General features: G+C 41.5%; 23 protein-coding genes. 16 read left to right on the top strand and 7 right to left on the bottom strand.

The features are described from left to right. Positions 1-132: 132 nt before the first annotated feature. Together U0035_RS20940 and U0035_RS20945 are read right to left on the bottom strand one after the other, a co-directional pair. A complete protein-coding gene (locus U0035_RS20940; RefSeq protein WP_114790882.1) occupies positions 133-1,266 on the bottom strand; it encodes a S1C family serine protease in 1,134 nt (377 codons plus the stop codon). Positions 1,267-1,273: 7 nt separating this feature from the next. Next, positions 1,274-1,846, bottom strand: a complete 573-nt coding sequence (locus tag U0035_RS20945) for an RNA polymerase sigma factor (protein ID WP_114790883.1) — start codon at positions 1,844-1,846, stop codon at positions 1,274-1,276. Between the two features lie 126 nt (positions 1,847-1,972). Between U0035_RS20945 and U0035_RS20950 the strand changes: the two genes are divergently transcribed. From U0035_RS20950 to U0035_RS20960, 3 genes are all read left to right on the top strand, one after another. After that, on the top strand, positions 1,973-2,170 hold the full coding sequence (locus U0035_RS20950) for a hypothetical protein (protein WP_114790884.1): 198 nt from the start codon (positions 1,973-1,975) through the stop codon (positions 2,168-2,170). 262 nt (positions 2,171-2,432) lie between these two features. Continuing rightward, on the top strand, positions 2,433-4,094 hold the full coding sequence (locus U0035_RS20955; RefSeq protein ID WP_114790885.1) for a DEAD/DEAH box helicase: 1,662 nt from the start codon (positions 2,433-2,435) through the stop codon (positions 4,092-4,094). Positions 4,095-4,264: 170 nt separating this feature from the next. Continuing rightward, the gene (locus U0035_RS20960) at positions 4,265-5,419 is read left to right on the top strand and encodes an acyl-CoA dehydrogenase family protein (RefSeq protein WP_114790886.1); all 1,155 of its coding nucleotides are present in this window, start codon (positions 4,265-4,267) and stop codon (positions 5,417-5,419) included. 19 nt (positions 5,420-5,438) lie between these two features. Here the strand turns inward: U0035_RS20960 and U0035_RS20965 are convergent, their stop codons facing one another. Then, positions 5,439-5,870, bottom strand: a complete 432-nt coding sequence (locus U0035_RS20965) for a hotdog fold thioesterase (protein WP_114790887.1) — start codon at positions 5,868-5,870, stop codon at positions 5,439-5,441. 166 nt (positions 5,871-6,036) lie between these two features. Here U0035_RS20965 and U0035_RS20970 point away from each other — a divergent pair, with 166 nt between their 5' ends. The 4 genes from U0035_RS20970 (at position 6,037) to U0035_RS20985 (ending at position 11,096) form a co-directional block, all read left to right on the top strand. Further along, positions 6,037-6,810: an ABC transporter ATP-binding protein gene (locus tag U0035_RS20970; RefSeq protein WP_114790888.1), complete on the top strand. Its 774-nt coding sequence runs from the start codon at positions 6,037-6,039 to the stop codon at positions 6,808-6,810. A gap of 7 nt (positions 6,811-6,817) precedes the next feature. Then, positions 6,818-8,479 (top strand): hypothetical protein, encoded by a 1,662-nt coding sequence (locus U0035_RS20975; protein WP_114790889.1) that lies wholly within the window; start codon positions 6,818-6,820, stop codon positions 8,477-8,479. Between the two features lie 64 nt (positions 8,480-8,543). Continuing rightward, a complete protein-coding gene (locus U0035_RS20980; protein ID WP_114790890.1) occupies positions 8,544-9,185 on the top strand; it encodes an HAD family hydrolase in 642 nt (213 codons plus the stop codon). A 93-nt stretch (positions 9,186-9,278) separates the two neighbouring features. After that, the gene (locus U0035_RS20985) at positions 9,279-11,096 is read left to right on the top strand and encodes a M60 family metallopeptidase (RefSeq protein WP_114790891.1); all 1,818 of its coding nucleotides are present in this window, start codon (positions 9,279-9,281) and stop codon (positions 11,094-11,096) included. Between the two features lie 75 nt (positions 11,097-11,171). Here U0035_RS20985 and U0035_RS20990 read toward each other — a convergent pair whose 3' ends face one another. Both U0035_RS20990 and U0035_RS20995 read right to left on the bottom strand, forming a co-directional pair. Next, positions 11,172-13,691, bottom strand: a complete 2,520-nt coding sequence (locus U0035_RS20990) for a TlpA family protein disulfide reductase (protein WP_114790892.1) — start codon at positions 13,689-13,691, stop codon at positions 11,172-11,174. A gap of 168 nt (positions 13,692-13,859) precedes the next feature. Then, entirely contained in the window at positions 13,860-14,261 is a 402-nt protein-coding gene (locus U0035_RS20995; RefSeq protein ID WP_114790893.1) for a hypothetical protein, read from the bottom strand. Between the two features lie 440 nt (positions 14,262-14,701). Between U0035_RS20995 and U0035_RS21000 the strand changes: the two genes are divergently transcribed. After that, positions 14,702-15,364: a YggS family pyridoxal phosphate-dependent enzyme gene (locus tag U0035_RS21000; protein ID WP_114790985.1), complete on the top strand. Its 663-nt coding sequence runs from the start codon at positions 14,702-14,704 to the stop codon at positions 15,362-15,364. Between the two features lie 286 nt (positions 15,365-15,650). Next, positions 15,651-17,357, top strand: coding sequence for a phytoene desaturase family protein (locus tag U0035_RS21005; protein WP_114790894.1), 1,707 nt, complete (start codon positions 15,651-15,653; stop codon positions 17,355-17,357). Here U0035_RS21005 and U0035_RS21010 read toward each other — a convergent pair. After that, positions 17,340-18,038: a DUF2490 domain-containing protein gene (locus tag U0035_RS21010; RefSeq protein WP_114790895.1), complete on the bottom strand. Its 699-nt coding sequence runs from the start codon at positions 18,036-18,038 to the stop codon at positions 17,340-17,342. The genes U0035_RS21005 and U0035_RS21010 overlap by 18 nt on opposite strands. A gap of 85 nt (positions 18,039-18,123) precedes the next feature. On the opposite strand from U0035_RS21010, the gene U0035_RS21015 reads away from it, so the two are divergent. The 7 genes from U0035_RS21015 to U0035_RS21045 all read left to right on the top strand — a co-directional run bounded on the left by U0035_RS21015 (position 18,124) and on the right by U0035_RS21045 (position 22,760). Then, positions 18,124-19,050 (top strand): exonuclease/endonuclease/phosphatase family protein, encoded by a 927-nt coding sequence (locus U0035_RS21015; RefSeq protein ID WP_114790896.1) that lies wholly within the window; start codon positions 18,124-18,126, stop codon positions 19,048-19,050. Between the two features lie 152 nt (positions 19,051-19,202). Beyond that, on the top strand, positions 19,203-19,613 hold the full coding sequence (locus U0035_RS21020; RefSeq protein WP_114790897.1) for a transcriptional regulator: 411 nt from the start codon (positions 19,203-19,205) through the stop codon (positions 19,611-19,613). A gap of 6 nt (positions 19,614-19,619) precedes the next feature. Further along, complete coding sequence (locus tag U0035_RS21025) at positions 19,620-20,174, top strand: dihydrofolate reductase family protein (RefSeq protein WP_114790898.1); 555 nt, start codon at positions 19,620-19,622, stop codon at positions 20,172-20,174. 95 nt (positions 20,175-20,269) lie between these two features. Beyond that, entirely contained in the window at positions 20,270-21,124 is an 855-nt protein-coding gene (locus U0035_RS21030; RefSeq protein ID WP_114790899.1) for a VOC family protein, read from the top strand. A gap of 33 nt (positions 21,125-21,157) precedes the next feature. After that, the gene (locus tag U0035_RS21035; protein WP_114790900.1) at positions 21,158-21,631 is read left to right on the top strand and encodes an SRPBCC family protein; all 474 of its coding nucleotides are present in this window, start codon (positions 21,158-21,160) and stop codon (positions 21,629-21,631) included. Between the two features lie 26 nt (positions 21,632-21,657). Next, entirely contained in the window at positions 21,658-22,089 is a 432-nt protein-coding gene (locus tag U0035_RS21040; RefSeq protein ID WP_114790901.1) for a VOC family protein, read from the top strand. Between the two features lie 125 nt (positions 22,090-22,214). Then, the gene (locus tag U0035_RS21045; protein WP_114790902.1) at positions 22,215-22,760 is read left to right on the top strand and encodes a DinB family protein; all 546 of its coding nucleotides are present in this window, start codon (positions 22,215-22,217) and stop codon (positions 22,758-22,760) included. 96 nt (positions 22,761-22,856) lie between these two features. Here the strand turns inward: U0035_RS21045 and U0035_RS21050 are convergent, their stop codons facing one another. Next, on the bottom strand, positions 22,857-23,270 hold the full coding sequence (locus tag U0035_RS21050; protein ID WP_114790903.1) for an OsmC family protein: 414 nt from the start codon (positions 23,268-23,270) through the stop codon (positions 22,857-22,859). Positions 23,271-23,594 lie beyond the last annotated feature (324 nt).

The raw sequence follows: 23,594 nt of genomic DNA on the forward strand, positions 1-23,594 counted from the left end.
AAAAATGTTGATAATACAATACAGCGCGTGGTTTAAACCACGCGCTTTTTTATGCATTTCGCTTTTCCGGAAGTACAAAAAAAGCGCTACAAACTTGTAGCGCCTATCCGGTTTTGGCTTTGCTTAATCGCCTCAATTCACTTTCACCATATATATGTATTCTTCTATTTTCTTTACCTGTTGCGGGCTCTTCATACCGCTCAGTGAGCTTTTAGTACTCAGCTTTATGTTTTTGATAGTAGAATCTATATTATCCTTCTTCCGGGCATCAGTCAATGCGTTAAAGATATTGCGTGTTTGAATAGCAAATGCTACCCCTTCGGCATCTTTTTGCTTGGCATTTAAAATGCCGATAACTTCTCCATTGCTGTTTAATACAGGGCTTCCGCTGTTACCTCTTTCTGCTTTTACATCAATCTGGCAGCTGAGTGTATCGCCGTTATAACCTGTTTTAGAGCTCAGGTATCCCTGCCCGTAAACTAACTCTTCATCTTTAGGATAACCTAAGGTGAATATCGGTTCTGCGAGGTCAGTGGCTTTTTTAGTGAAGCTGTAAGGAGTGCCCGGCAATGTTTTAAAATTCGGATCGTTTATCTTTAAAATGGCAATGTCGGTAGCCGGGTTGGCATATACCACTTTTGCCAGGAATTCTTTGCCGGCGGTGTTTTGCACCGCTACATTCTGAGCTTCTTTTATTACGTGATAATTGGTTACGAGGTAGCCTTTCCCATCGATGATAAAGCCGGTACCGCTGTTGGTATAAGGTATTTCGGGAGTAATGGCCGCCGTGTTCCCTTGTTTAAGGGTGTTGATTTCTTTATCCTGCAGCTGCGATTTTTTCGCAAGGGTACTGATATTCTTTCTAAGTATTTCCAGCTGATCTTTGGGCGCCTTAGGGGTAACAGAACCAACAATTCCGTTTACCATCAGGGCGGTAATGCCAGCAATTGAGGCAGCAATAGCAGCCGTTTTCTTATATTTATTGAACAGGTATAATACTTTACCGCCTTTAGGCAGGGTAGCATCTATTTTACCCAGGGCTGATAAATCATTGTGTACTTCGTTCAGCGATAGCTGGAATTTCTGCCACTGGTTGAAGCGGTTCATTTTCTGTAAAAACAAAGTATGTTCTACTACCATCTGATCAACTTCACTATCTGCTTTCCGCAGGTTTTCAAAATGAAGACGCTCATCAGGGTTCATATCACCCATTATATACCGTTCAACGGCATCTAAAAGGGTCATATTGTTATTCTGGTCATTCATCACTTAATCAGGTTTTTTTATATTGAGAAAAGAATATTTTTTTTAAACGCATCAGGCATTTGTATTTCTGGGTTTTGGCATTTTCTGCATTGGTATACCCAAAAACTTCTGCTATTTCCTGCATGCTGTTGTTTTTAAAGTAAAACGCCTCCAGCAGGCTTTTGCAGGGTTCTCCTAATGTGCTGATAGCTGTATGCATCATTTCAAACTCTGCATCCTTTTTTTCATGCTCCACTACGTCGCCATCCACAGCTATCTGGGTTTCGTTAGTATCATCAAAATCGGCCGTATGCCTGTTACTCTGGTTCAGTTTTTTCAGCCAAAGCCTCCTGGCAACTGAATATAAGTAAGTTCGTATCTGGCAATTCAGTTCAAAACTGCCCGACCTTGCTTTATCATACAAAACCATCATTGCCTCCTGAAAAATGTCTTTGGCATCATCTATGGTCCCGTTGTTATTGACTACCAGGGCCTGAACCAGATTATAGTTCTGGCCATAGATCATTTCGACCGATTTTTTGTCGTTACGAGCTAATCCTTTCAGTAAACTTATTTCCTGTTCTAATGTAGAATCTTTCAACCTGTGATAATTTAATACGAATTTTTAAAAATAGTAACCCTTTTGCAGTCAGAAAAAATTTTTTATTTAAGGGTTACCTTTTTCCCCTTTGCGTATTAACTATTTTAACCGCAAACCTTAAATTTTATGAAAAAGTTATTTATTTTATTCGCAATCAGTTCTTTAGGATTTGTAGCCTGTAATAACGCCAGTGAGGGCGAGGGTAATTCCGATACTACAGTAGTAGACCCGACTTTGGGTAATCCTCCGGTTAATCCAACAGATACAATGGTTAATCTGGATACAACTTCTGCCGCTACCGATACGTCTGCAATTAAACTGTAATTTTTATTCGGCAAGCAATATAGAGGAGCCATTCCGTTACGGCGGAGTGGTTTTTTTATGTACATACCCGAATGGGTTACGGTATCGGTAGCTCTGGGAAGCCTAAAGCCGTTCTACAAAAACAGGCCTGAAATTTGAATCATCTCATTATTGGTTATGCTGTAAATACAGCTGGAATAGCCGTTTGAATTGCGACTCATGCCAGCGATATATTTTCAGAAATTGCCAAATGATTTGTTTTTGTTACCTTTGCACTCTTTTTATGACAACATTTGAATCATTAGGGATTGAGGCTGGGCTGCTTCAATCTCTGGAAACTATCGGTTTCGTAACACCCACACCCATTCAGGAACAAGCCATTCCCGTTTTATTACAAGGTACCAAAGATTTTGTAGGTTTAGCACAAACCGGAACCGGTAAAACCGCTGCGTTTGGATTGCCCTTATTGCAACTTATTAATAAGGAACAGCGTACGCCGCAGGCCCTTGTTATTTGCCCAACACGGGAGTTGTGCCTGCAGATTGCTAAAGACCTGGCTAATTTCAAAGCAAAAAAAGGTTCTATTGGAGTAACCGCAGTGTATGGTGGCGCCTCTATATCCGATCAGATCAGGGAAATTAAAAGGGGAACCAATATCATTGTAGCTACGCCTGGCCGTTTGATTGATTTAATTGAACGCAAAGCCATCAATTTAGAAGGTATTCACTATGTAGTATTAGATGAAGCCGACGAAATGCTCAATATGGGCTTTAAGGATGATATTGAATTTATTCTTAAAGAAACGATAAACCGGGAAAGTATCTGGCTGTTTAGTGCAACAATGCCTCCTGCGATCAGGCAGGTGAGCAAGCGATATATGGATAATCCCCATGAAATTACCGTAGGTAAGGTCAATTCAGGAAATGCCAATATTGATCACCAGTACTATGCTACCCAGCATGTGAACCGCTATGAGACTTTAAAGCGTATCATAGATTTTAACCCCGGTCTTTACGGTATTATTTTTACCAGAACCAAGGCCGACGCACAAAATGTAACCGAAAGCCTCATTCGTGAAGGCTATGATATTGAAGCGTTACATGGTGATTTAACACAGGCCCAGCGCGATAAAGTGATGGGGCGTTTTCGTGAGAAGTCAATCCAGCTGTTAATTGCTACAGATGTGGCAGCAAGAGGAATAGATGTAAAAGAAATTACGCACGTTATCAATTATGAATTACCGGATGATACGGAAGTTTACACGCACCGAAGCGGAAGAACAGGTCGCGCCGGAAAAAGCGGGGTTTCCGTTTCATTAGTGACTCCAAGAGAAATATACCGTTTACGCCAGATCGAAAAACTGGTGAATACGAAGTTTCATAAAATGGATATTCCGAGTGGTAAAGATGTTTGCCGCAAACAGTTTTTTCATTTTATCGATAAGATGTTACAAGCTGACATCAGCAATGGTGAGTATGCCACGTATCTCCCCATCCTGCAGGAAAAATTTGCAGACGTAGATAAAGAAGAGATCATGCAACGGGTAGCCGCATTAGAGTTTGATCGCTTCTTAAAATACTACGAGAACGCTGCGGATTTAAATATCCGTGATTCGGGTAAAGGTAGCAGGGAAAGCCGCTCTGCCGAAAGGGGAGGAAGAGAGAGTCGCAGCTCCAGGAGCAGCAATGGCAATTACCAGCGTCTATTTGTAAACCTGGGTACCAAAGATGGTTTCTATAAAGCAAGCTTCCTACAGTTTATTTTAGATATGAGTGGTTTGAGTAAAGATGTACTGGGGAAAATAGATATGAAGGACATGAACAGCTGGGTTGAAATAGAACCATCTGCCGGTAATAAAATGATCAAAGCACTGGACGGTAAAAACTATCGTGGCAGGAAAATTCGTATGAACGACGCTGAAAACGGCGGCGGACGCAGAAGATAACCGGTACTTTAAATCAATTTCATCATAGAATCGCTCCTCGGGGGCGATTTTTTTTTCTACATACCGCCTCATCTCAGCTGTCGAACCAACCGAATTGCTTCCTGTCAACTTTTTACTACAGTTAGGTAGCTATTTCTATAAATGAATTACATTTATAAAAACGTAGCTATATGAACTTTGAACTGACCGAAGAACAATTAATGATACAAAAAGCTGCCCGTGACTTTGCTCAGCATGAGTGTTTACCCGGCGTGATAGAACGCGATGAGCAACAAAAATTTCCGGCTGAGCAAATATCCAAATTAGCCGACCTCGGTTTTTTAGGGATGATGGTAGATGAGCAGTATGGCGGAGCCGGCATGGATACCATTAGTTATGTATTGGCCATGGAAGAGATATCAAAAGTAGACGCCAGCGTAAGCGTATGTATGAGTGTTAATAACAGCCTCGTTTGTTACGGGCTGCAGGCTTTTGGGTCGGAGGAACAAAAACAACAATACCTGGCCCCGTTAGCCAGGGGAAAGAAAGACGGCAAATTATATATCGGAGCATTTATGTTGAGCGAACCGGAGGCGGGCAGTGATGCTACCTCACAGCGAACCACTGCGGATGATAAAGGCGATTATTATTTACTGAATGGTACTAAAAACTGGATTACCAACGGGGGCACTGCTTCTGTATACCTGGTAATGGCGCAAACAGATGTGGCAAAAGGACCCAAAGGGATTAATACCTTTATCGTTGAAAAGAACTGGCCGGGTGTTACCGTAGCAGCTAAAGAAAATAAACTGGGCATCAGGGGCAGCGATACGCATACTGTCATGTTCACCGACGTGAAAGTGCCCAAAGAAAACCGGATTGGTGCAGATGGCTTTGGTTTTTCATTTGCGATGAAGACGTTGGCTGGTGGACGAATAGGTATTGCGTCCCAGGCATTAGGCATTGCTGCAGGAGCTTATGAATTAGCTAAAGAATATGCTAAGACCAGGAAAGCTTTCGGTACCGAAATTATGAACCACCAGGCAATAGCCTTTAAGCTGGCGGATATGCATATGAAAATTGAAGCCGCCAGGTTATTGTGCCTGAAAGCAGCCTGGGAAAAAGATCAGCATAAAGATTATACGATCAGCTCTTCGATGGCCAAGCTTTATGCTTCAGAAACGGCCATGTGGACTGCCATCGAAGCCGTACAGGTACATGGAGGATACGGGTACGTTAAAGAATACCATGTAGAGCGCCTGATGCGGGATGCTAAGATCACCCAGATTTATGAAGGCACCAGCGAGGTGCAAAGAATTGTAATCAGCAGGGGAATATTAAAATAAAGGACCACCTGTAAAAAGATCATTTAAACTTTCTTCTTTCAATTACAGCCACGGTCAGCCTGCTGATACAGATCAGCTGCTGACTGTCGTTGTACAGTTTGATATCCCAGACATGGCTGCTTTTGCCCAGGTGTAGCGGACTGCAAACTGCACGAACATTTCCAGACAAGACAGGTCGTAAATGGTTGGCATTTATTTCCATACCTACTACCATAAATTGTTCCCGGTCCACCACCAGGCTACTGGCATAGGACCCCACTGTTTCGGCAAGTGCCACTGAGGCTCCGCCATGTAAAATGCCATAAGGTTGCCGTGTTTTGTCGCTTACCGGCATAGTGGCTTCCAGTGAATTTCCGGTGATAGCTGTGAATCTTATACCCAGGTGGGTATTCATATTGTCATTGGTTATTTCGTTCAACCTGGTCAGGTCATATTCTTTACTCCAGATCATACTCGTATTTTAATGGGATAAATGTAAGATGATACGCGTAAATGCTAATAATAACCTGGAAAAAGACCGCATCCAATAAGTAAGATGATGGCTCAGGTAAAAAAGGCGCAGTAAGGATAGGCATGCCATAATAAGTTGTAATATTGGCACGCTAAAAAGCTTTAATATGAGTGTGATAGAGACAACTGGTCTTAAAAAACAATATGCAGGGAACTATGTGTTAAAAGGTATTGATCTGCAGGTAGAGCCCGGCATGATACTCGGGTATATTGGTCCCAATGGCGCAGGAAAAAGTACCACTATTAAAATCATTACCGGCATTATCGACGAATTTGAAGGAGATGTGAAGGTGCTGGGACTGGATGTGCGCACTGAAGCATTGGAGGTAAAAAGACGCATCGGCTACATTCCTGAGCTGGCAGCGCTTTACGACACGCTGACTCCGGTGGAGTATCTGAAGTTCACGGGTAAATTGTATCATTTAAGCGATGAGGTGATCGCAGCCAAAGGGTGGGAGCTGTTAAAGCTTTTTGACCTGGCAGACAAAGCCGATGCGCGCATGAATACTTATAGTAAAGGGATGAAGCAAAAGGTGTTGCTGATCAGCGGCCTGATGCATAACCCCGAAATTATTTTCCTGGATGAGCCGTTAAGCGGTTTGGATGCCAATGCAGTGATATTGGTGAAAGAGATGCTACAGCAACTCAAGCAATCTGGTAAAACCATTTTCTACTCATCGCATATTATGGATGTTGTGGAAAAGATAAGCGACCGCATTATTTTGATTGATAAAGGCCAGGTTATTGCTGACGGCACCATTGACACACTCAGGCAGCAGGCGCAGCAGGGGTCGCTCGAAAGCATATTTAAATCGTTAACTGCTACTGATTCTGCTACAACCCATACCGCCAAGGAAATCATTGACGTATTAAACAGCTGAGTTTTACATGGATACTTTTTTTCTTCGTTTATTTTTCGGGATTTTAAAGCTGTTGCCGTTATCGGGTGTAAACCTCGAACAGGTGCACATGATTGCATCAACCAAACTCACCATGGACAGGAGGCGCAAGCCCGCTACCTGGAAGCGAAGCCAGCAGAAAGAACCATCTAATGCCATGCTATATGCTATGTTTTTGTATGCATTAATGGGTTTATTTATGGGGTTTATGATTTTTGCTGTGCCAGATTTTATGTTGGCCATGATCATCTTGCATACTTACCTGCTCTTTATGCTGATCATGATACTGATCACCGACTTTAGTAATGTGCTATTAGATACTTCCGATTCGCAGATCATATTACCTAAACCTGTTACCAGCCGCACGTTATTGGTAGCACGAACCTTGCATATCGTTGTATACCTGGGTCAGCTCATACTGGCTATTATGATTTGTCCGGTGATAGCTACTTTCTTTAAGTATGGGGGCGCAGTTGGTTTTTCTCTTTTATTAACGACCTTACTCACTGCGGCAATCGGTATTTTTATCACCTATATTTTATACGGGCTGGTATTGCGCTACACCAGCGAGCAGAGGGTAAAAGACATCATCGGCTACTTCCAGGTATTTATGACCGTTTTCTTTGCAGTAGCTTACCAGGTAATTCCCCGTTTGATTAACCTGAGCGAAACGGTTTTTAGTTTCGAATTACATTGGTACTCTTATTTATTACCGCCTGTATGGATGGCCGGTTTATTGGATTCAGTGAAAACAGTTACTATTGATGGCGCACGTATTAGTATGATCGTTTTTGCAATCGGCTTCCCCTTACTTGCGGGCTTTGTGATCGCTAAGTATCTGGCTCCATATTTCTCCCGTTTTATGTCTGCGCCTGCAGAAGGAGGAACGCTCATCCAAACAAAATCTGCCAGGAACAGGAAGGCCCATCTTTCTGAAAAGCTGGCCGGTATACTCTGCAGGTCATGTTATGAAAATGCGTCATTTGCGCAGGTGTGGAAGATTACCGGGCGTGATAAGAACTTTAAAATGCAGTTTTATCCCAGCCTGGCTTATATCCCCGTTTTTATTTTTATCATCTTTTTCAGGAATTTTAAAGATGTAGATCAAAAACTGGCAGATCTCCCCAATGGAAATATGTTTTTATGGTTGTTATACCTGGGTATGTTTGCAGTAACATTAAGCCTAACCCTGATCAGCTATTATGAGAACTACACGGCTTCCTGGGTATACCAGACAGCGCCGGTTAATAAGCCCGGAGAATTGATTAATGGAGCGATAAAAGCACTGCTGGTTAAATTCTTTATACCTATTTATTTGGTTATGAGTACACTGACCCTCGTTATCTGGGACTATAAAACTTTAGATGATGTATTGCTGGTAGGCTTCAATAGCATACTTATTTTTTATATTAGTGCGCTTATGTCCACCCATTATCTGCCGTTCTCCCAGCAGCCTAATGCTAAACAGCAAAGTGGCCGGTTTTTAATGGTGTTGTTAAGAATGTTTTTGATAGGCATACTGGTGGCCTTACACTGGCTGGCATTAAAAATCAGTTGGCTGGTTATAGCATTGGTGCCCTTAGCTTTCGCAGGCTGCTGGTGGTTGCATCAACGGGTTCAGCAACTTCCCTGGCGGAAAATTGTTATGTAGACCTACCTGCGGTTAGCATGAATGGTGTATTGTAATCTCTTAATTTTTTTGATAGTGAAATCTCATGAATCAATATAAAGCTTTTTTATTCGACCTCAATGGTACAATGATAGACGATATGGACTATCATATTAAAGCCTGGTATCGTATACTCAATGAACTGGGTGCTGAAATCTCTACGGAAAGAACCAAAGAAGAATGTTATGGAAAGAACCACGAGCTGCTGGATCGGGTATTTCCCGGTAGGTTTTCTGTAGAGGAGAAGAACCAGATGAGCATCGAAAAAGAAAAACAATACCAGCAAGAGTTTAAACCACATTTAAAGCTATTACCCGGTTTGCCGGAGGTATTGGAAGATTATCACCGCAAAGGTATTAAGATGGCCATTGGATCTGCAGCTATTATGTTTAACATTGACTTTGTGTTAGATGGACTGGGAATTCGCCATTATTTCCACGCTATTGTCAGCGCCGATGATGTAGTGAGCAGTAAGCCAGACCCGGAGACTTATTTAAAGTGTGCAGAGCTATTGCACACTTCGCCTTCAGATTGCCTTGTATTTGAAGATGCTCCCAAAGGGGTGGATGCCGCCGCCAATGCAGGCATGGATTGCTTCGTATTAACGACGATGCATCATAAAAATGAATTTGCACAGTCGAATATCATAGGGTTTGCATCTGATTTTGAAAAATTCAGTTTAGGGTAAATTGAGTCGTTTTTAGAATCTGTTCAAACGTTTGCGCATATTTAACAGGCGCAGATATCGTAAATTCATAAGCAATGTATTAAAGCGTTTACTATGAAATTTCGATCTACAGGTGTTTTTTTCTTTTTTCTTTTCAGTTTTTTTATTGGATTCAGCCAATGGGCTTTTTCGCAGGAATTGATAACCGGAAAAGACTCCGCCAGTTATGCTATAGGGGTTTCTGTAGCGAGGTCTCTGAAAGCAAGTGAGCTGCCTCCTTTAAACAACAACGCTTTTCTCTCTGGTGTCAGGGCGGTTTTTGAGAACAGACGCTTAAGGATAGACTCGGCCTCTCTTAACGATATCATTACATCGTATATAGCCAAAGCGGAAAAAAAAGAAACGGAGGTCTCCACCCATATTAGAAGAGATCTGGCTTTATTTGAAACACCTCTGGCTTTATCACTCCATAAAAATACCGGTAAGGCAGCTATCGATAAAATGGAATCGCCGCAGCTGAAGCAACTGGCTATGGCATTGTTTAGCGGTAAGTATGACAAGAAATACCGCGTCGCAACTTTCAATGCTAATTTGAAACCAACTACTCTGGGACAGGAATTGATGATTGGTGACGGCTATAGCAAATACGAAGGTATTACAGGAGTCTATTTCCCGATAGGCAGGCACCTGGTTCTGGTAAGCGGCATAGAACCCGGTAAAGAAGCGGATCTCCTGATACCTAACTGGAACAGGAGGGCTCCGGATAGCACCAAACCGGATAAAGATCCGGCCGGGTGGGGAATTAAAAGGCAGGTTTTCGCATTGCGAAATGGTGCGAATATCATAGATGTGGAAGGATATGACGGCCTTGCCTATATAAGCTATTATGTTGATGAACCCGGGAAACAAGCTCCATTGCAGGTGCATTTTGTAAACGGACAAGTAAATGGCTATTTCGACCTTGCAAAAAACAATGATAAGGATTGGAACCAATTAATCGACAATGCCATTTATCCGGTAATAGACGCAGTAGGTAAACATATACAAATCGCTTATCCTGCCGAAGCCTGCAAAAAATATGCTTATGGTAAAGGTGTGGAACTTATCACACAGTATGACTCACTCGTGCATTTGCAACATAAGCTACTCGGTTTGATCAAATATAATAGAGTACCTGCTAATAGAATACTGGCACGTGTAAACTACAATTATTACATGTTCCGGGATGGCGATGGAGTAGCCTATATGGGCACTGATCCGGGCAACGCCATGGCGCTGGTAGTAGATCCCGTGCGGGTAGTAAAAGGCGATCCCTGCTGGGGCTTCAGTCATGAAGTAGGGCATGTGCACCAGCTGCGCCCTTATCTCAATTGGGGTGGATTAGGAGAGGTGAGCAATAATATTTTCTCTTTATACGGCACCACCTCTTTTGGTAACAAAAGCCGTATTAGTGAGCAAAAAAACTATCAGAAAGCACGGGATAGTATTATCTCCCGAAAGATATGCTACCTGCAGGATAATGATGTATTCAACCGCCTGATACCATTCTGGCAGCTGCAGCTTTATTTCGCCGGTGCTGGCAACAATCCGGATTTTTATCCTGATCTTTTTGAAGCCTTTCGTAAACAGGGCAATGCCGAGAGAGCAAGCCAACGTGGTGGCCGTAGAAGTAACGGCGGATGGGGTGACAGGGGTGATAATCCCGCGCCTTATCAATTAAACTTTGTAAAGACCGCATGCGAAGTAAGTAAAACAGATTTAACAGACTTCTTTGATCAGTATGGATTTTTCTACGTCGGGCAGTTTGAGTTTGGCGATTACGGCAATTATAAGTACGAACTGACACAGGAAATGGCAGATAAAACAAGAGCTGAGATCAAGGCGATGAATTTACCCCAACCCAAAGTGGATTTGACGAAACTGGAGGATTAGTTATAATAATAGTTAAAGTGCCAGCAGCACAAAATGACAGTGCCGGAGCATGGGAGGCTTCAAATTCGGGCAGCGCTATTCAGCCATCATTTTCTCGAATATCTTTTTTAGCTCTTCGTTGGATTTGTGTTCAAGATCTCGGGTTACAATCTCGCCTTTTTTATTCACCAGTGCATAGTGAGGAATACCACTGATATTGAAAAAACCTGCAAGATAGTTCCATTCATTTTCTGTGAGCCTGAAGTGTTCACCGTTAATACCGGCAATCATATTTTTCCATGTTTTTTCGGGTGAAGAGGCATCCGTAATGTAAAGAAATACTGTGTTTTTTTCTTTCATTTCTTCTTTCAGCGGCGCTATTTCCCGGATACCTGCTATGCAGGGGCTACACCACGTGGCCCAAAAATCTATATAAATAACTTTGCCTTTAAATTTATCAGTTATGGAAGACAAAACTTTTCGTACTTCCACATTACCCAGTTCGTTTATCTTGCTTTCTGTATTATTTCTTTGTTTAGCAATGGTATTATTAACTGCATTGTTACAATATTGCCAATAAGACGCCACAATAGGTAACTGAAGCTGTTTTTTTAAGTAGTCGAGTTCTTCGATACGTAGTGGTGAAGTTTGACTAATCAGCTTTTTCAGTGACGCCTGAGAAATGATAATGTCATGAAGCAATGGATTTTTTAACTGGAGCTTATGTTCAAAGAAATAATTTCTGGCATTCCGCCAGCCTTGCTCTATCCAAAAGCTATGCAAACCGCCATACTGCTCAGTAAGGTTTCTGGAAAGTTTTGATTCGCGGCTGGTAAGCTCCTGAAACTTTTGGTACGCTGCTGTGCTTTCATATTTTTGATAAGCAGCTATCATGGTATCAGAAACAGCCACATTACTGTCTTTTAGAAAAAGTAGCAAGCGGCTCGTTGAATACCCGTTTTCTATCGGGAATTTTTTGTAATATTTCCTCCATAAATCCATGTTTTCTTTGATGAGGTTAGATAATTGTAGCTCAAACGGAGCAATAGTAGCTTTATAAGGAACCAAAATGCTATTTTTTTGTTTTTGAATTTCTTTTAATTCAGCAACTTTTTTTGATGCTATATTTTGTCTAATCAATGAATCAATAAACACAGTACTGGTCAGGCTATAGGATAAATTAGCGCTGCGTGCTTCCTTGAGAAAAAACAATCTGTTAAAGAGGAAAAACGAGCTGGCTGACATGAGGTATACCGGGTTTCCAATAATAGTGTTGCTTAAAAAATCGTAATAGTCCTCGGGCTTTTCTGCTTTTTCGGGCAGACTGTCTTTGTAGCTCATTAAATTATATTTATCCCTTACATGATTTTCAAAATCCATATTGTATGAAAGCAATGTTTGGGTACAATTATTTTCAATAGCCACAGTTTTTAATTGTACAGCTCTTTCGCTAATGGTAAATTCTTTGTTAATGGTATTTAAGGAGTCTAATAGTTTGTTTTTATTGGATAAGAGAAAATCTTTATACTGCGTCGAGGAAACACTACCAATTTTCCGCGTCAGCTCTTCATAGCCTGGGAATTTTATAGCTGACAGAAACTTTAGTTCGCGGTTAATTTGTCCTGATGTTCCCATAAAGACATCTCCATATTGCGCGTCAATAATGTGAAACAGCGTTTTGCCCGGTTCCACAAAAACTGTAAAATGATTGCCCAGGTTTACAAAAATATCCTCCGGGTAAAACAAAGGTATTCGTACTTTAAAGTATCCTTGCTCATTTATTTGTATAACATAAGAATCCTGGTTGTCAGTAAAAACATTGTTGACTGCTACTTTACCGGTTTTTAGTTTTTCGGTAGAATTGTAGTTCGCTATGTAGCCCTCATAAATTGCCGTGTCTATTTTTAGTACATTGTCTGGCCGGTACGCAGCTATGTTGTTGATGTTGGCAGCCAGGATGTTTTTAACATAAAAAATGGCGTTTTGGGAGGAAGTTCCTATTTGTATTTTGTCAGGTGACTGATTAAAATATAGTCTTTTGACAGTCTTGTTATCCGTAAGTAGAATCGTTTTGGATGGCAGGTCTATTAGTTTATAACGCCATATTTTATTATCGAATACTGCGGTATTCTTATAGAAAGCTATTTCTGCAAGGCCGGTTTTTGAGTTATACCAGCCTCCCCGAAGGTTTTTGGGCATAACATCAGGCGCAGTTTTGTTCGATAACTCAAGTTTTTCAATAAACCAGGAACCTCCATCTTCACCATAATTTATAGTTGATGTTGCTGCATTTATTGCAGGGAAGTCAAGTGTATAGGTTACCCTGTTCTTGTCTCCCATTTTGTGCTGCTTGTCGATTTCAATTCCATCACCCGATTTTATATACAATCTGGTGGTATCATTGCCCGCTTGTATGTAAGTTGTAGACGGAATTTTAATCCAGTCGCCATCATAGTTTACAGTGAAAAATAATCTCGTGACATTACTGTGCAGCTCTACTTTAGCTACCTGGACATAGGGAGCAGAGGATGTTTCATAATCTGGCTGATGGACGACGGTTTGTGACTGTGCACTAAAAGAATATAACAGTGAGAGAAGAGGTGTAATAAGTCGCATAAGCAATGCTGGTTTTAGGATCTAAAATAATTAATAATTAGCCGCCGCCACTACAAGCTTTAAAAAATATTTGAATTTTAACGCTCTGTATAAAGAAATTGAAGTTCCGCCAAAAAAAATACCCCCTGCTAAAAGCAGGGGGTACATCTATATGTATAATTGATTGCCTTATTTGATTTTGCTAACCGCTATTTCATCAGTAGCTTTTTGGCTCCTGTTTACATTATAAGAGCTTAAAGTTTTACCTTTTGCATTAGAGATGGTAAAAGTGAGTTCATAATCGTTGCCAATTACGTTGTCGAACTGGTAGTTACGAACAATCTTTGTTCCACTTACTTTTTCGTTGTACAGTATATTTCCGTCAGCATCAGCAACTGATACGAAAACGGTTTCTTTATTCTCGTTATTCAACGACAGGCGGTAAACCGGAGACTCATTAAGATTACCGATATAAGCTATTTCAGATTTTTTATCATCATCAACATTACCAGCAAATGCGGCTGTTGAGGTGATTGTTAAAATAGCAATAAATACTACTACGAATGTTTTTGTTTTAGATAGGATGTTCATGTTATTTATTTTTATTTATTTCTTGAAATTGAATAATGTTTAAAATGGTCTTATCTTTTCAGATAGGCCATTGGCACGTTTACCGGTTCGATACCGAACTTGTAGTTAAAGTGTTTGCAAATAGTACCCCTAACCGGATCGCTATTTTTTCTGCTTTTAAAAGAACTGTTTTCATTTGCTTTTTTTTAGATTCCTACAATAATCTTTAACCGTTATTGGTTGTTTGATTATGTATTGATAACACAAAGATAGATCACTTAACAAGGTAGTTGAAACCAAGGTTTAGCCGGTTTTAGGAAGTTGAAATTTTATATTCATTTGTTAATATATTGATTATCATTTAATTACTTTAGACGGTTTAATGATGTCCAAACATCGGATTTTGAATGAAAGTGAACGAAAACGAGCGGTTAGGTACAAGGAGGTCTTACATTTGCAGTATGTCAATTAATGTACAAGCCTGTCAGCAGCTGATAACAGCATTGAGGTCTCAAAATGTAAGCCTGGTGGCAGTTTCCAAAATAAAGCCGGTATCAGATATAAAGGCTTTATATGACCTGGGGCAAAGAGATTTTGGTGAGAATTATGTGCAGGAACTGGTGGATAAACAATCGCAATTACCCGGCGATATCCGCTGGCATTTTATTGGGCACCTACAAAGCAACAAAGCGAAATATATTGCTCCTTTCGTACATCTTATCCATGGCGTGGACAGCTTTAATTTATTAAAGGAGATCAATAAACAAGCGCTTAAAAATAATCGGGTGATTGATTGCTTATTGCAAGTGCATGTAGCGCAGGAAGAGACCAAATTCGGTTTGGATGAAACGGAGCTCAATGATATAATGGCCCATGTGGCAGTACTTAAAAATGTACAGATAAAAGGTTTGATGGGTATGGCAAGTTTCAGCAATGATGAAGTGCTGGTGCGCAACGAATTCAGGCAATTGAAAAAACTCTTTGAACAATTAGGTCAGCCTGGAATCACAAATATTAAACCTGAAATTCTATCCATGGGTATGAGTGGCGACTATACAATGGCGATAGAAGAGGGTAGCACCATGGTGCGTGTGGGGAGCCTTCTTTTTGGAGCGAGAGCGTAGCGAGAAATTCAAAATTTAAAGGTTTTAAGTTCTAAGTATTAGATCAACAGGTAAATTTCGGAGCGCTTAAGCAGCTGGTTAAAAAAGCTGTTGATAAATAATTGTGAAACAGAGCTATATGATATAAAATTTTTTGGTAATCAATAATTGATAACGAGCAGCGCAGGCATTCCTGAGGGGAAATAAAAAATCCTATACATCAACCTGTATTTAACCTGCACTATATTTTTCTTTCTTCAGTGAGAATGCCTTATTTTACGCAGAATTCTTACAATGTACAAATCCTATGCGTAAGCCATTTAAGTCCGGGTATGACGTAATCATCATAGGGGCGGGTGTCGGCGGATTAACAGCCGGAGCATTATTAAGTAAAGCAGGACTCTCCGTTTGTATTCTGGAGAAGGAGCCGCATGTAGGCGGTTATCTTGCAGGGTTTCGCAGGAGGGATTTTCGCTTTGATACGGCTATTCACTGGTTGAATCAATGCGGACCTGAGGGTGTGGCGGGAAAAATATTTGCGATATTGGGGGAGGACCATCCCGTTGCTGTTCCGCAAAAAAGAATCAGGCGATACATAGGAAATAGTCACAATTACCTGCTTACCGATAATCCTGAAGAATTAAAAGCAACGTGGATACAGGAGTTTCCTCATGAAAAAAAAGGCATAGAGAACTTTTTTAAGGCGGCTAAAAAAATAGGAGCAGCTTTCAATGAGTACAGTACAGTATTCCGCGCCGAGGAAAGTATGGGTTTTTGGGAAAAACTAAAAAACAAGTTACCTCTCATTAAGTTTGGGTCGGCATTTATTCCGCACCTGGGGTATTCAGGTGAGGACGGTATTACCAAAGGGCTGAACCGGTATTTTAAAGAAAAAAAGCTGCACGACATATTTGCTGCTGATGGAGATGTAATAGGCTGTATGGTGCCTATTGGATGGGCTTACTATGGCGATTTTCAGTCACCACCCAAGGGCGGAGGACAAGTGATTCCCGAGTGGCTCAGCCACCTGGTTCATTATTATCAAAATGATGTTTTTACCAATTGCGAGGTTGAACAGGTATTGCTCGAGGATAACAGGGCCGCAGGAGTAATTTTGAAACACAGGAGTGAAGTACTCCAGCTCAAAGCCAGACATGTAATTGCCGCCTGCGATGTAGAATCTTTATACGATAAAATGCTGCCAGCCTCTGTACTTTCAAAAAAGTCAAGAAGGCAGTTGAAGGAAGCCGATATATACAGCAGTTCGCTGACTATTTCTATAGCATTGGATTGTACGCCCGCACAACTTGGATTTAATGAAGAACTGATCCATATCAGCTCTGATCAGGCCAGCATCGAGGAGCATTCGGGTGGCGATCCGCTGAAAAGTGAAATAGTAGTGCTTACACCTTCCTTGAGAGATCCTTCTTTGGCTCCTGAAGGCTGTGGCACGTTAACGGTATTCATGCCGGCTTATATGTCTTTCAGAAACGGGTGGTGTACCACCAGAGATGAACATGGCAATTATATAAGGAACGAGGATTACAGGCGTCTTAAAAACGAGATTGCTGAAGTTTTAATTGATCGGTTAAGCAAAATTATCGCCCCGGAACTGCGCTCGCATATTCTTTTTTATGATGTTGCTACACCGGTAACACATTGGAGATATACCGGTAATAAGCAAGGTACGATGATGGGAGCCAAGCCGGGTAAAGCAAATATGAAGAATAAAGTGGCTCAATATCGTACACCCATTACGAATCTGCTGGTGGGAGGTCAGTGGGCTGAATTGGGTGGAGGCGTACCTATTGCAGTTAAAGCGGGTACTAATGCGGCTTTGCTGGTTTTGCAAAAAGAAAATAAAAAAGCCTTCACCTTACTGGCTCATTATATGGACGCTAAAATAACCGTTGCTGAATTTAATGATGCCGGCATTTTTCGTACCTATGGCGGGTCCTGGGAGGCTAAACCTACACCGGCGGAGCGAAAAAAAGCACTAGAACCTGGTATATAACGCAACTTGCACCACATTGTTAACGGTGTTTGCAGTAGCGCCTTTTGCAAACACATTCATGTATCCGGCTTCTGCATCCAATTTTTTAGAGAAGCGATACCCCGCAGCTATATAAGCCCGGTTCTGATCGAAGAAATGATTGTTGGTATTCTTTTGATTATGAATATTTGCAAACACTTCATTCTGCAATGCAGCAAAGGGCCCTTTAACAAAACCATTTTCACCTGACTTTAACGGTTGAATATGCCTGAAAAAGTAGCGCAGTCTTTGCGCAAAAACTCTTTCATCTCCCGCCTTTTCAATGAAGCGCTGCTCCAGCCTGAAGCGATGGCTCAAACCGCCGGTAAAAGCTTTATGGGAAATAATATACTGTTCCCATATCCTGTGCTCTGTTAGGGTAGCCCCGTCTTGAGGGATGGTGGGTGTATATAAATAACCCAGGGTGGCATTTTGATTGGGTTTGATATAATAGGTTAAACCGGGTCTTAATAAAACACTGCGTACCCCGTCCCAGTTGTCATGGCTGCGCACCTGAACATCTGCATGCAATCCCCATTTCTCGTTGAACTTAATAGTATTCATAAAGAAAAACCAACCGCTTTGTTCCTGCCTGGTTTGGGCAGACAAATGGTTGAATAGGAAAAAAACAGGAATTACAATGGCGGCAAATCTTTTAATCATTCGTTTAATGCTTGTGGTTGTATAGAAACAAATATAACGAGGCTAACCAAAAAATGTTTAATTTTAAGAAGGAATTGTTAACTATATGAAGACCATCTGCAACTGGCTGTTTTTTGTGCTTTTCTTTTTTTCCTGTGGAAAAGAAAAGCCGGATGATTCCGCTCAGCCCGCGGGGCCACTTAAAGACTACAATAAAGACATAATCATCGCCAACTGGAATATAGAATGGTTTGGTGATCCATCCGGATTTGAGGGAGACCTGAATGACCAGGAGGCGAACGCGGCTAAGGTACTGAAGTATCTGAATGCAGACCTGTATGGACTTTGTGAGATAGTGGATACTGCCCGTTTTGGCCGCATGATCAGGAACAACCTGGGTGATGATTTCCGGTATAATGTTTCATTTTTCTCCAATGGCGCTCAGAAGATGGCATATGTGTACAACAGGCATATTTTTAGAAACGTATCATTAAGACCGTTTATGGGGATCAGCGCTCCTGCGTATTATAATTTTGGAAACCGGTATCCCTATCTGCTTCACGCCGACCTAACTGTTAATGGTACAAGGAAACCCGTTAGCTTTATACTCATTCATGCCAAGGCTGATGAAGAACAGGCCAGCTATAACCGCAGATCAGGTGGTTCTGTCGAAATGAAGGACAGCCTGGATACGTACTACAGCGGAATGTATTTTATGATACTGGGAGATTTTAATGATAATTTCGATAAAAGTATCCTTCCCGGACAACCATCGCCTTACCTGAATTTCCTGGCCGATCAGGCAAGGTACCAACCCATTACCCGGCCGTTAAATATCCCGGGCAATCAATCTACATTGAATTATGCTAATTCTGTAATTGATCAGCAAATTATCAGTAGCAATATGAATAATTGGTACATGCCGGCTTCCGTAAGAATAAGAACAGACGTGATCAACGTTGTGCCTGCCTATAGCTCGGGCAATACCTCCGATCATTATCCCGTAACCTCTGTTTACAGAATCCATCCTTAGTTTATCATAACATTAATGCGCGGAAAATGCGGGTGGCATCCTATTTGTTTCATGACTCAAACTTAGTGTTGTCGTAAACTGCTTGTAGTTTGTCGCTTTTCTACATGGGATGAGACGGAGAAGCATCATAGGTTTGTATTAAAAACAGGTATATGGAAAATCTTACCATTGAAAGAGATAAAAGCGTAATTGTTTGCCAGGCCAGTTCTTTCCCCGACGGAGTTATGGCTGCTTTCCAACAGCTGCATAGCAAAGTGCCGGATGCTTTCCAAAGAACTACTTATGGCATTTCGAGACCTGAAGGCAATATTGACCAAATTATTTATAAAGCTGCAGTAGATGAGGCTTACAATGGGGAAGGGAGATCGCTGGGATTGGATACCATGACTATACCGGCGGGGAATTACAAAAGTTGTACTATTGACGATTTTATGAAGAACCCTCAGGCAATTGGATCAGCTTTCACCGGGTTGTTAAAAACACCCGGGTTGGATCCGGAAGGATTTTGCCTGGAAATCTATAAAAATGATCGGGAAGTGATTTGTGCGGTGCCCTTGAAATAAAAAGTTATGAGCAGAATATTTGTTTCGAATTGGATCACTTTAGATGGTATTTTTTCCGGTGCCGGCGGAGATACAGGCTGGTTCACCAGCGATGAAGAACTGATGAACTATAATTTGGAGCGGTTGAATGAGGCGGATACAATACTTATGGGGCGTATAACTTATGATCTGATGGCCGGCTACTGGCCCCTGGCTCAGGCGCAGCAGGATTTTGCCGGCGCTTATCAATTTATGAATGAAAGCCGGAAGCATATATTTTCTACAACCGTGAATAAGTCAGGTTGGGATCGTTGTATTTTTCACAATGAGGTTAGTCCCAAAGTGATAAATGATATTAAAACCTCAGCCGGAAAGGATATTGTCATTTTAGGCAGTGGAAAATTGTCTGCCCGGCTACACAATCTGCGATTGATAGACGAGTACCATCTCCTTTTGGATCCGCAAATTAAAGTCGAAGGAAGAAGATTTTTCGACGACATACAGAAGTCGAAACTGAAATTAAAAAATATGAAGAAGTTTGAGTGTGGCGTTGTTTACCTGCAATATGTTGTTGTTAAATGATTATAAACAGCTCTTTTTCTTGTCAAATGGCAAGTGATGGCAAGGGCATTGCGTACTAATTTTGAAAAGCGATTAATTACTATAAAGCAGTTGATATGAATAACAAAATATACCCCTGTATATGGCTGGATAAAAACGGCAGAGAGGCGGCAACATACTATAAAAGTATTTTTCCTGATACCCATATTGACGAAGATAACGGCATGGTGATCATGCTAAGCATCAGCGGGCAAAACCTGATGCTGCTGAACGCCGGTCCGCATTTTAAACCTAATGCCTCCATTTCTTTTTTGATTGCCAACGAGGATGAGCAGGAAACAACAAGACTGTTTAATGAATTGTCGCGGGATGGTATTGTTTTAATGGCGTTAGATAGTTATCCTTTCAGCACAAAATATGGCTGGGTGCGCGACAAGTTTGGTGTTACCTGGCAGCTGTATACAGGCGAGAAAGGGAATGCCGGCCAGTATTTTATTCCTACCTTAATGTACGCTAATCAACAGAACGGAAGGGCCAGAGAAGCTATTGAACTGTATACCAAAATATTCCCGGGTTCGAAAACAGAAGGCATTATGGAGTATGACGGAAAAGAAGATACGAAGGGGAATGTGCAACATGCGCAGTTTCATATCGATCATTTTACAATGGCTTGCATGGATAGCTCCCTAAATCACCAGTTTAATTTTGATGAGGGGATTTCTTTGGTCGTAATTACTGCTGATCAGCAGGAGACGGACTATTATTGGAACAACCTGGTTAAAGACGGGGGGAAAGAAAGTATGTGTGGATGGTTGAAAGATAAATTTGGAGTAAGCTGGCAAATTGTACCACAAAAGTTATTGATCCTGATGAACCAGGAGGACCGCGATAAAGCGAAGCAGGTTACCGATGCGCTGATGCAGATGAAAAAAATAGATATCGACCATTTAAGCGCTATCTCCGTATCCTGAGGCTGAGCATTAGAAACCTTTAAACATACAGTTATGAAAGACCTTAATTTCTCAATTGTTATCAGTGCACCTGTTGAAAAAGTATGGGAAACCCTTTGGAATGATCATACCTACCGCAAATGGACAGCTCCCTTTAATCCGGGGTCTTATATGGAGAGCGACTGGCAGGTGGGAGGTAAGACCTTATTCCTCGATGCGGAGCGAAACGGAATGCTCTCAACGATAAAGACGCTGGAATCTCCCAGGCTTGTAGAATTTTCTCATTACGGGGAACTCAATAAAGGAGTAGAAGATACCACCAGCGATCGGGTAAGATCTTACGCCGGCGCTGTAGAACGGTATGAGTTATTGCCGGATGAAAAAGGAACTTTATTGAAGGTGCTGGTTCAAACTAACGATGAATACGAGCAAATGATGAATGACGGATTTACTAAAAGCCTGCAGGAATTAAAAGAACTGGCAGAGTATACCGATAGCCCGGTTAATACAAAACATGATTATAATTAACTTTTAAATATAAAAACCAATACTTTATGGCATTTAAATTAAATCCTTATCTCAATTTTGATGGTAACGCTGAGGAGGCGTTCAGTTTTTATAAATCTGTTTTCGGCGGTGAGTTTGCAGGCGGCATTATGAAGATGAGCAGTGCTCCTGGTACAGAAAATCTGCCTGATGAAGAGAAGGAACGGGTGATGCATGTGTCGCTGCCACTGGATAATAACCAGACATTGATGGCTTCCGATATAGTTCCATCTATGGGTCACAAGCTAACGCAGGGCAATAATGTATACTTGTCGCTTCATCCCGATAGTAAAGAGGAAGCCGACAAGTTGTTTAATGCCCTGGCAGAAGGTGGTAAGGTGGAAATGCCTATGGAAGACCAGTTTTGGGGTGACTACTTCGGATCGCTGGTGGATAAATTTGGTATTGGCTGGATGGTTAATTATAATCCCAATTTTTAAACCCTGTTTATCAGTTAACAGTAATCTTATTCAACCAAAGCCTGCTGCACTATTGTAGCAGGCTTTTTTGCTGGCATGTTTTTAGTTGCCGGTTAATAATAATACTCACCTATAAAACCTTTGTTATGTTTGATACTAAAGAAAAAGAACAGGTACTGGAAGCAAAAACGCTTCAATTAGTAATTCCACAGTACCGCATGCATACCCAGCTTTTTGATAACGTGATAGAAAACATCTCGGGTTTCGATGCTTTAAAAAGAGTGAACGACGTCACCAACCATTTTGTGTGGATGGCCGGAAATATGGTTAATATCCGTTATTGGTTGGCCAATATTCTGGGTGTGGAAGATAAAGATCCCAATGAAGAATTGTTTAAGGACGCACGGGCATTGGATCCTAACGTTAATTACCCTGAGTTGCGTGACCTGAAAGACCAGTGGCATAAAGTTTCGGGTCAGTTATATGATATGTTGTATCGTGTTTCTGATGAAGAATTGGCGCAGCCTTATAGTATAGGTATGGGCGTAGATTTTTTCGAAGAGAATAAACTCAATATGGTAGGCATGTGCCTCGACAGGGAGAGCTACCTTTTAGGACAGATGGGATTGATGCGCAGGGCTTTGGGTTACGAAGGGATGAAGTACGATATCAATAAAGACATACGGTATTAAGAATGGTTCGCGGGAAGTGACCGGAATAAATAAACTTTACATAAAGTAGGGAAGATGCGTTTCATTAACTGAAATGCCTCTTCCCTTTGCAATATTCTAGGACCAGGCTCCCCAGTCAACTGTTACTTCTATGTCTGGATGAAGGCTTTTGGCTACAGGGCAGCTGTTGCCTGTGTTTTTCAAAATAGTGATTGTTTTTTCGTCAATCGAAGCGAGGTTTGCCGGAATGTGAAATTTCAGATCAATCCCGCTTACACGACGAGGTTCGGCCGCCATTTTCTTCAACACTTCTACTTTTACCTCATTCAGATCAAAGTTCATGGTGCGGGCTTTAATGCCCATTACTGTTACCATGCAGGTAGCCAGGCTGGTGGCCATCAAATCCGTTGGAGAAAATCGCTCGCCTTTGCCGTTATTGTCAACAGGTGCGTCTGTTTCAAAATTAGAGCCGCTCTTTAAATGCGTGCAGGTGGTGCGCAGGTCACCATTATAAATTACTTCCGATGTCATGTGTCAAATTTTGATAAAGATAGGGGTTTCGGATTTTCAAAAGCTTGGCGACACTGTTACGAATTCATGGTGGCTAGGTTTAATATGCCGCCGCTATGCGGCTCAGTTGATATTTAGGGCGATGTGTTATTAATATATCGCCGCTCTGCGGCTGGATTTATTTCAAAAAATCAATTCTGCTGTACCCCAGCTATGCAGCTTAACGAATGTATATAGCAGATTTTGTCGTCGATAACTGAAAGCTTTTGGAACACTTGATGCGCCGCGTAGCGGTACCCCATCGATAAAGTGTTAATATACCGCCGCTCTGCGGCTGAATTTATT

The organism is Niabella yanshanensis, from assembly GCF_034424215.1.
Taxonomy (GTDB): domain Bacteria; phylum Bacteroidota; class Bacteroidia; order Chitinophagales; family Chitinophagaceae; genus Niabella; species Niabella yanshanensis.

What these genes read in the sequence shown, in the direction of transcription:
- U0035_RS20940 (WP_114790882.1), bottom strand. Translation starts at nt 1,266, where the DNA reads ATGAATGACCAGAATAACAATATGACCCTTTTAGATGCCGTTGAACGG.
- U0035_RS20950 (WP_114790884.1), top strand. Translation starts at nt 1,973, where the DNA reads ATGAAAAAGTTATTTATTTTATTCGCAATCAGTTCTTTAGGATTTGTA.
- U0035_RS20955 (WP_114790885.1), top strand. Translation starts at nt 2,433, where the DNA reads ATGACAACATTTGAATCATTAGGGATTGAGGCTGGGCTGCTTCAATCT.
- U0035_RS20960 (WP_114790886.1), top strand. Translation starts at nt 4,265, where the DNA reads ATGAACTTTGAACTGACCGAAGAACAATTAATGATACAAAAAGCTGCC.
- U0035_RS20965 (WP_114790887.1), bottom strand. Translation starts at nt 5,870, where the DNA reads ATGATCTGGAGTAAAGAATATGACCTGACCAGGTTGAACGAAATAACC.
- U0035_RS20970 (WP_114790888.1), top strand. Translation starts at nt 6,037, where the DNA reads ATGAGTGTGATAGAGACAACTGGTCTTAAAAAACAATATGCAGGGAAC.
- U0035_RS20975 (WP_114790889.1), top strand. Translation starts at nt 6,818, where the DNA reads ATGGATACTTTTTTTCTTCGTTTATTTTTCGGGATTTTAAAGCTGTTG.
- U0035_RS20980 (WP_114790890.1), top strand. Translation starts at nt 8,544, where the DNA reads ATGAATCAATATAAAGCTTTTTTATTCGACCTCAATGGTACAATGATA.
- U0035_RS20985 (WP_114790891.1), top strand. Translation starts at nt 9,279, where the DNA reads ATGAAATTTCGATCTACAGGTGTTTTTTTCTTTTTTCTTTTCAGTTTT.
- U0035_RS20990 (WP_114790892.1), bottom strand. Translation starts at nt 13,691, where the DNA reads ATGCGACTTATTACACCTCTTCTCTCACTGTTATATTCTTTTAGTGCA.
- U0035_RS20995 (WP_114790893.1), bottom strand. Translation starts at nt 14,261, where the DNA reads ATGAACATCCTATCTAAAACAAAAACATTCGTAGTAGTATTTATTGCT.
- U0035_RS21000 (WP_114790985.1), top strand. Translation starts at nt 14,702, where the DNA reads ATGTCAATTAATGTACAAGCCTGTCAGCAGCTGATAACAGCATTGAGG.
- U0035_RS21005 (WP_114790894.1), top strand. Translation starts at nt 15,651, where the DNA reads ATGCGTAAGCCATTTAAGTCCGGGTATGACGTAATCATCATAGGGGCG.
- U0035_RS21010 (WP_114790895.1), bottom strand. Translation starts at nt 18,038, where the DNA reads ATGATTAAAAGATTTGCCGCCATTGTAATTCCTGTTTTTTTCCTATTC.
- U0035_RS21015 (WP_114790896.1), top strand. Translation starts at nt 18,124, where the DNA reads ATGAAGACCATCTGCAACTGGCTGTTTTTTGTGCTTTTCTTTTTTTCC.
- U0035_RS21020 (WP_114790897.1), top strand. Translation starts at nt 19,203, where the DNA reads ATGGAAAATCTTACCATTGAAAGAGATAAAAGCGTAATTGTTTGCCAG.
- U0035_RS21025 (WP_114790898.1), top strand. Translation starts at nt 19,620, where the DNA reads ATGAGCAGAATATTTGTTTCGAATTGGATCACTTTAGATGGTATTTTT.
- U0035_RS21030 (WP_114790899.1), top strand. Translation starts at nt 20,270, where the DNA reads ATGAATAACAAAATATACCCCTGTATATGGCTGGATAAAAACGGCAGA.
- U0035_RS21035 (WP_114790900.1), top strand. Translation starts at nt 21,158, where the DNA reads ATGAAAGACCTTAATTTCTCAATTGTTATCAGTGCACCTGTTGAAAAA.
- U0035_RS21040 (WP_114790901.1), top strand. Translation starts at nt 21,658, where the DNA reads ATGGCATTTAAATTAAATCCTTATCTCAATTTTGATGGTAACGCTGAG.
- U0035_RS21045 (WP_114790902.1), top strand. Translation starts at nt 22,215, where the DNA reads ATGTTTGATACTAAAGAAAAAGAACAGGTACTGGAAGCAAAAACGCTT.
- U0035_RS21050 (WP_114790903.1), bottom strand. Translation starts at nt 23,270, where the DNA reads ATGACATCGGAAGTAATTTATAATGGTGACCTGCGCACCACCTGCACG.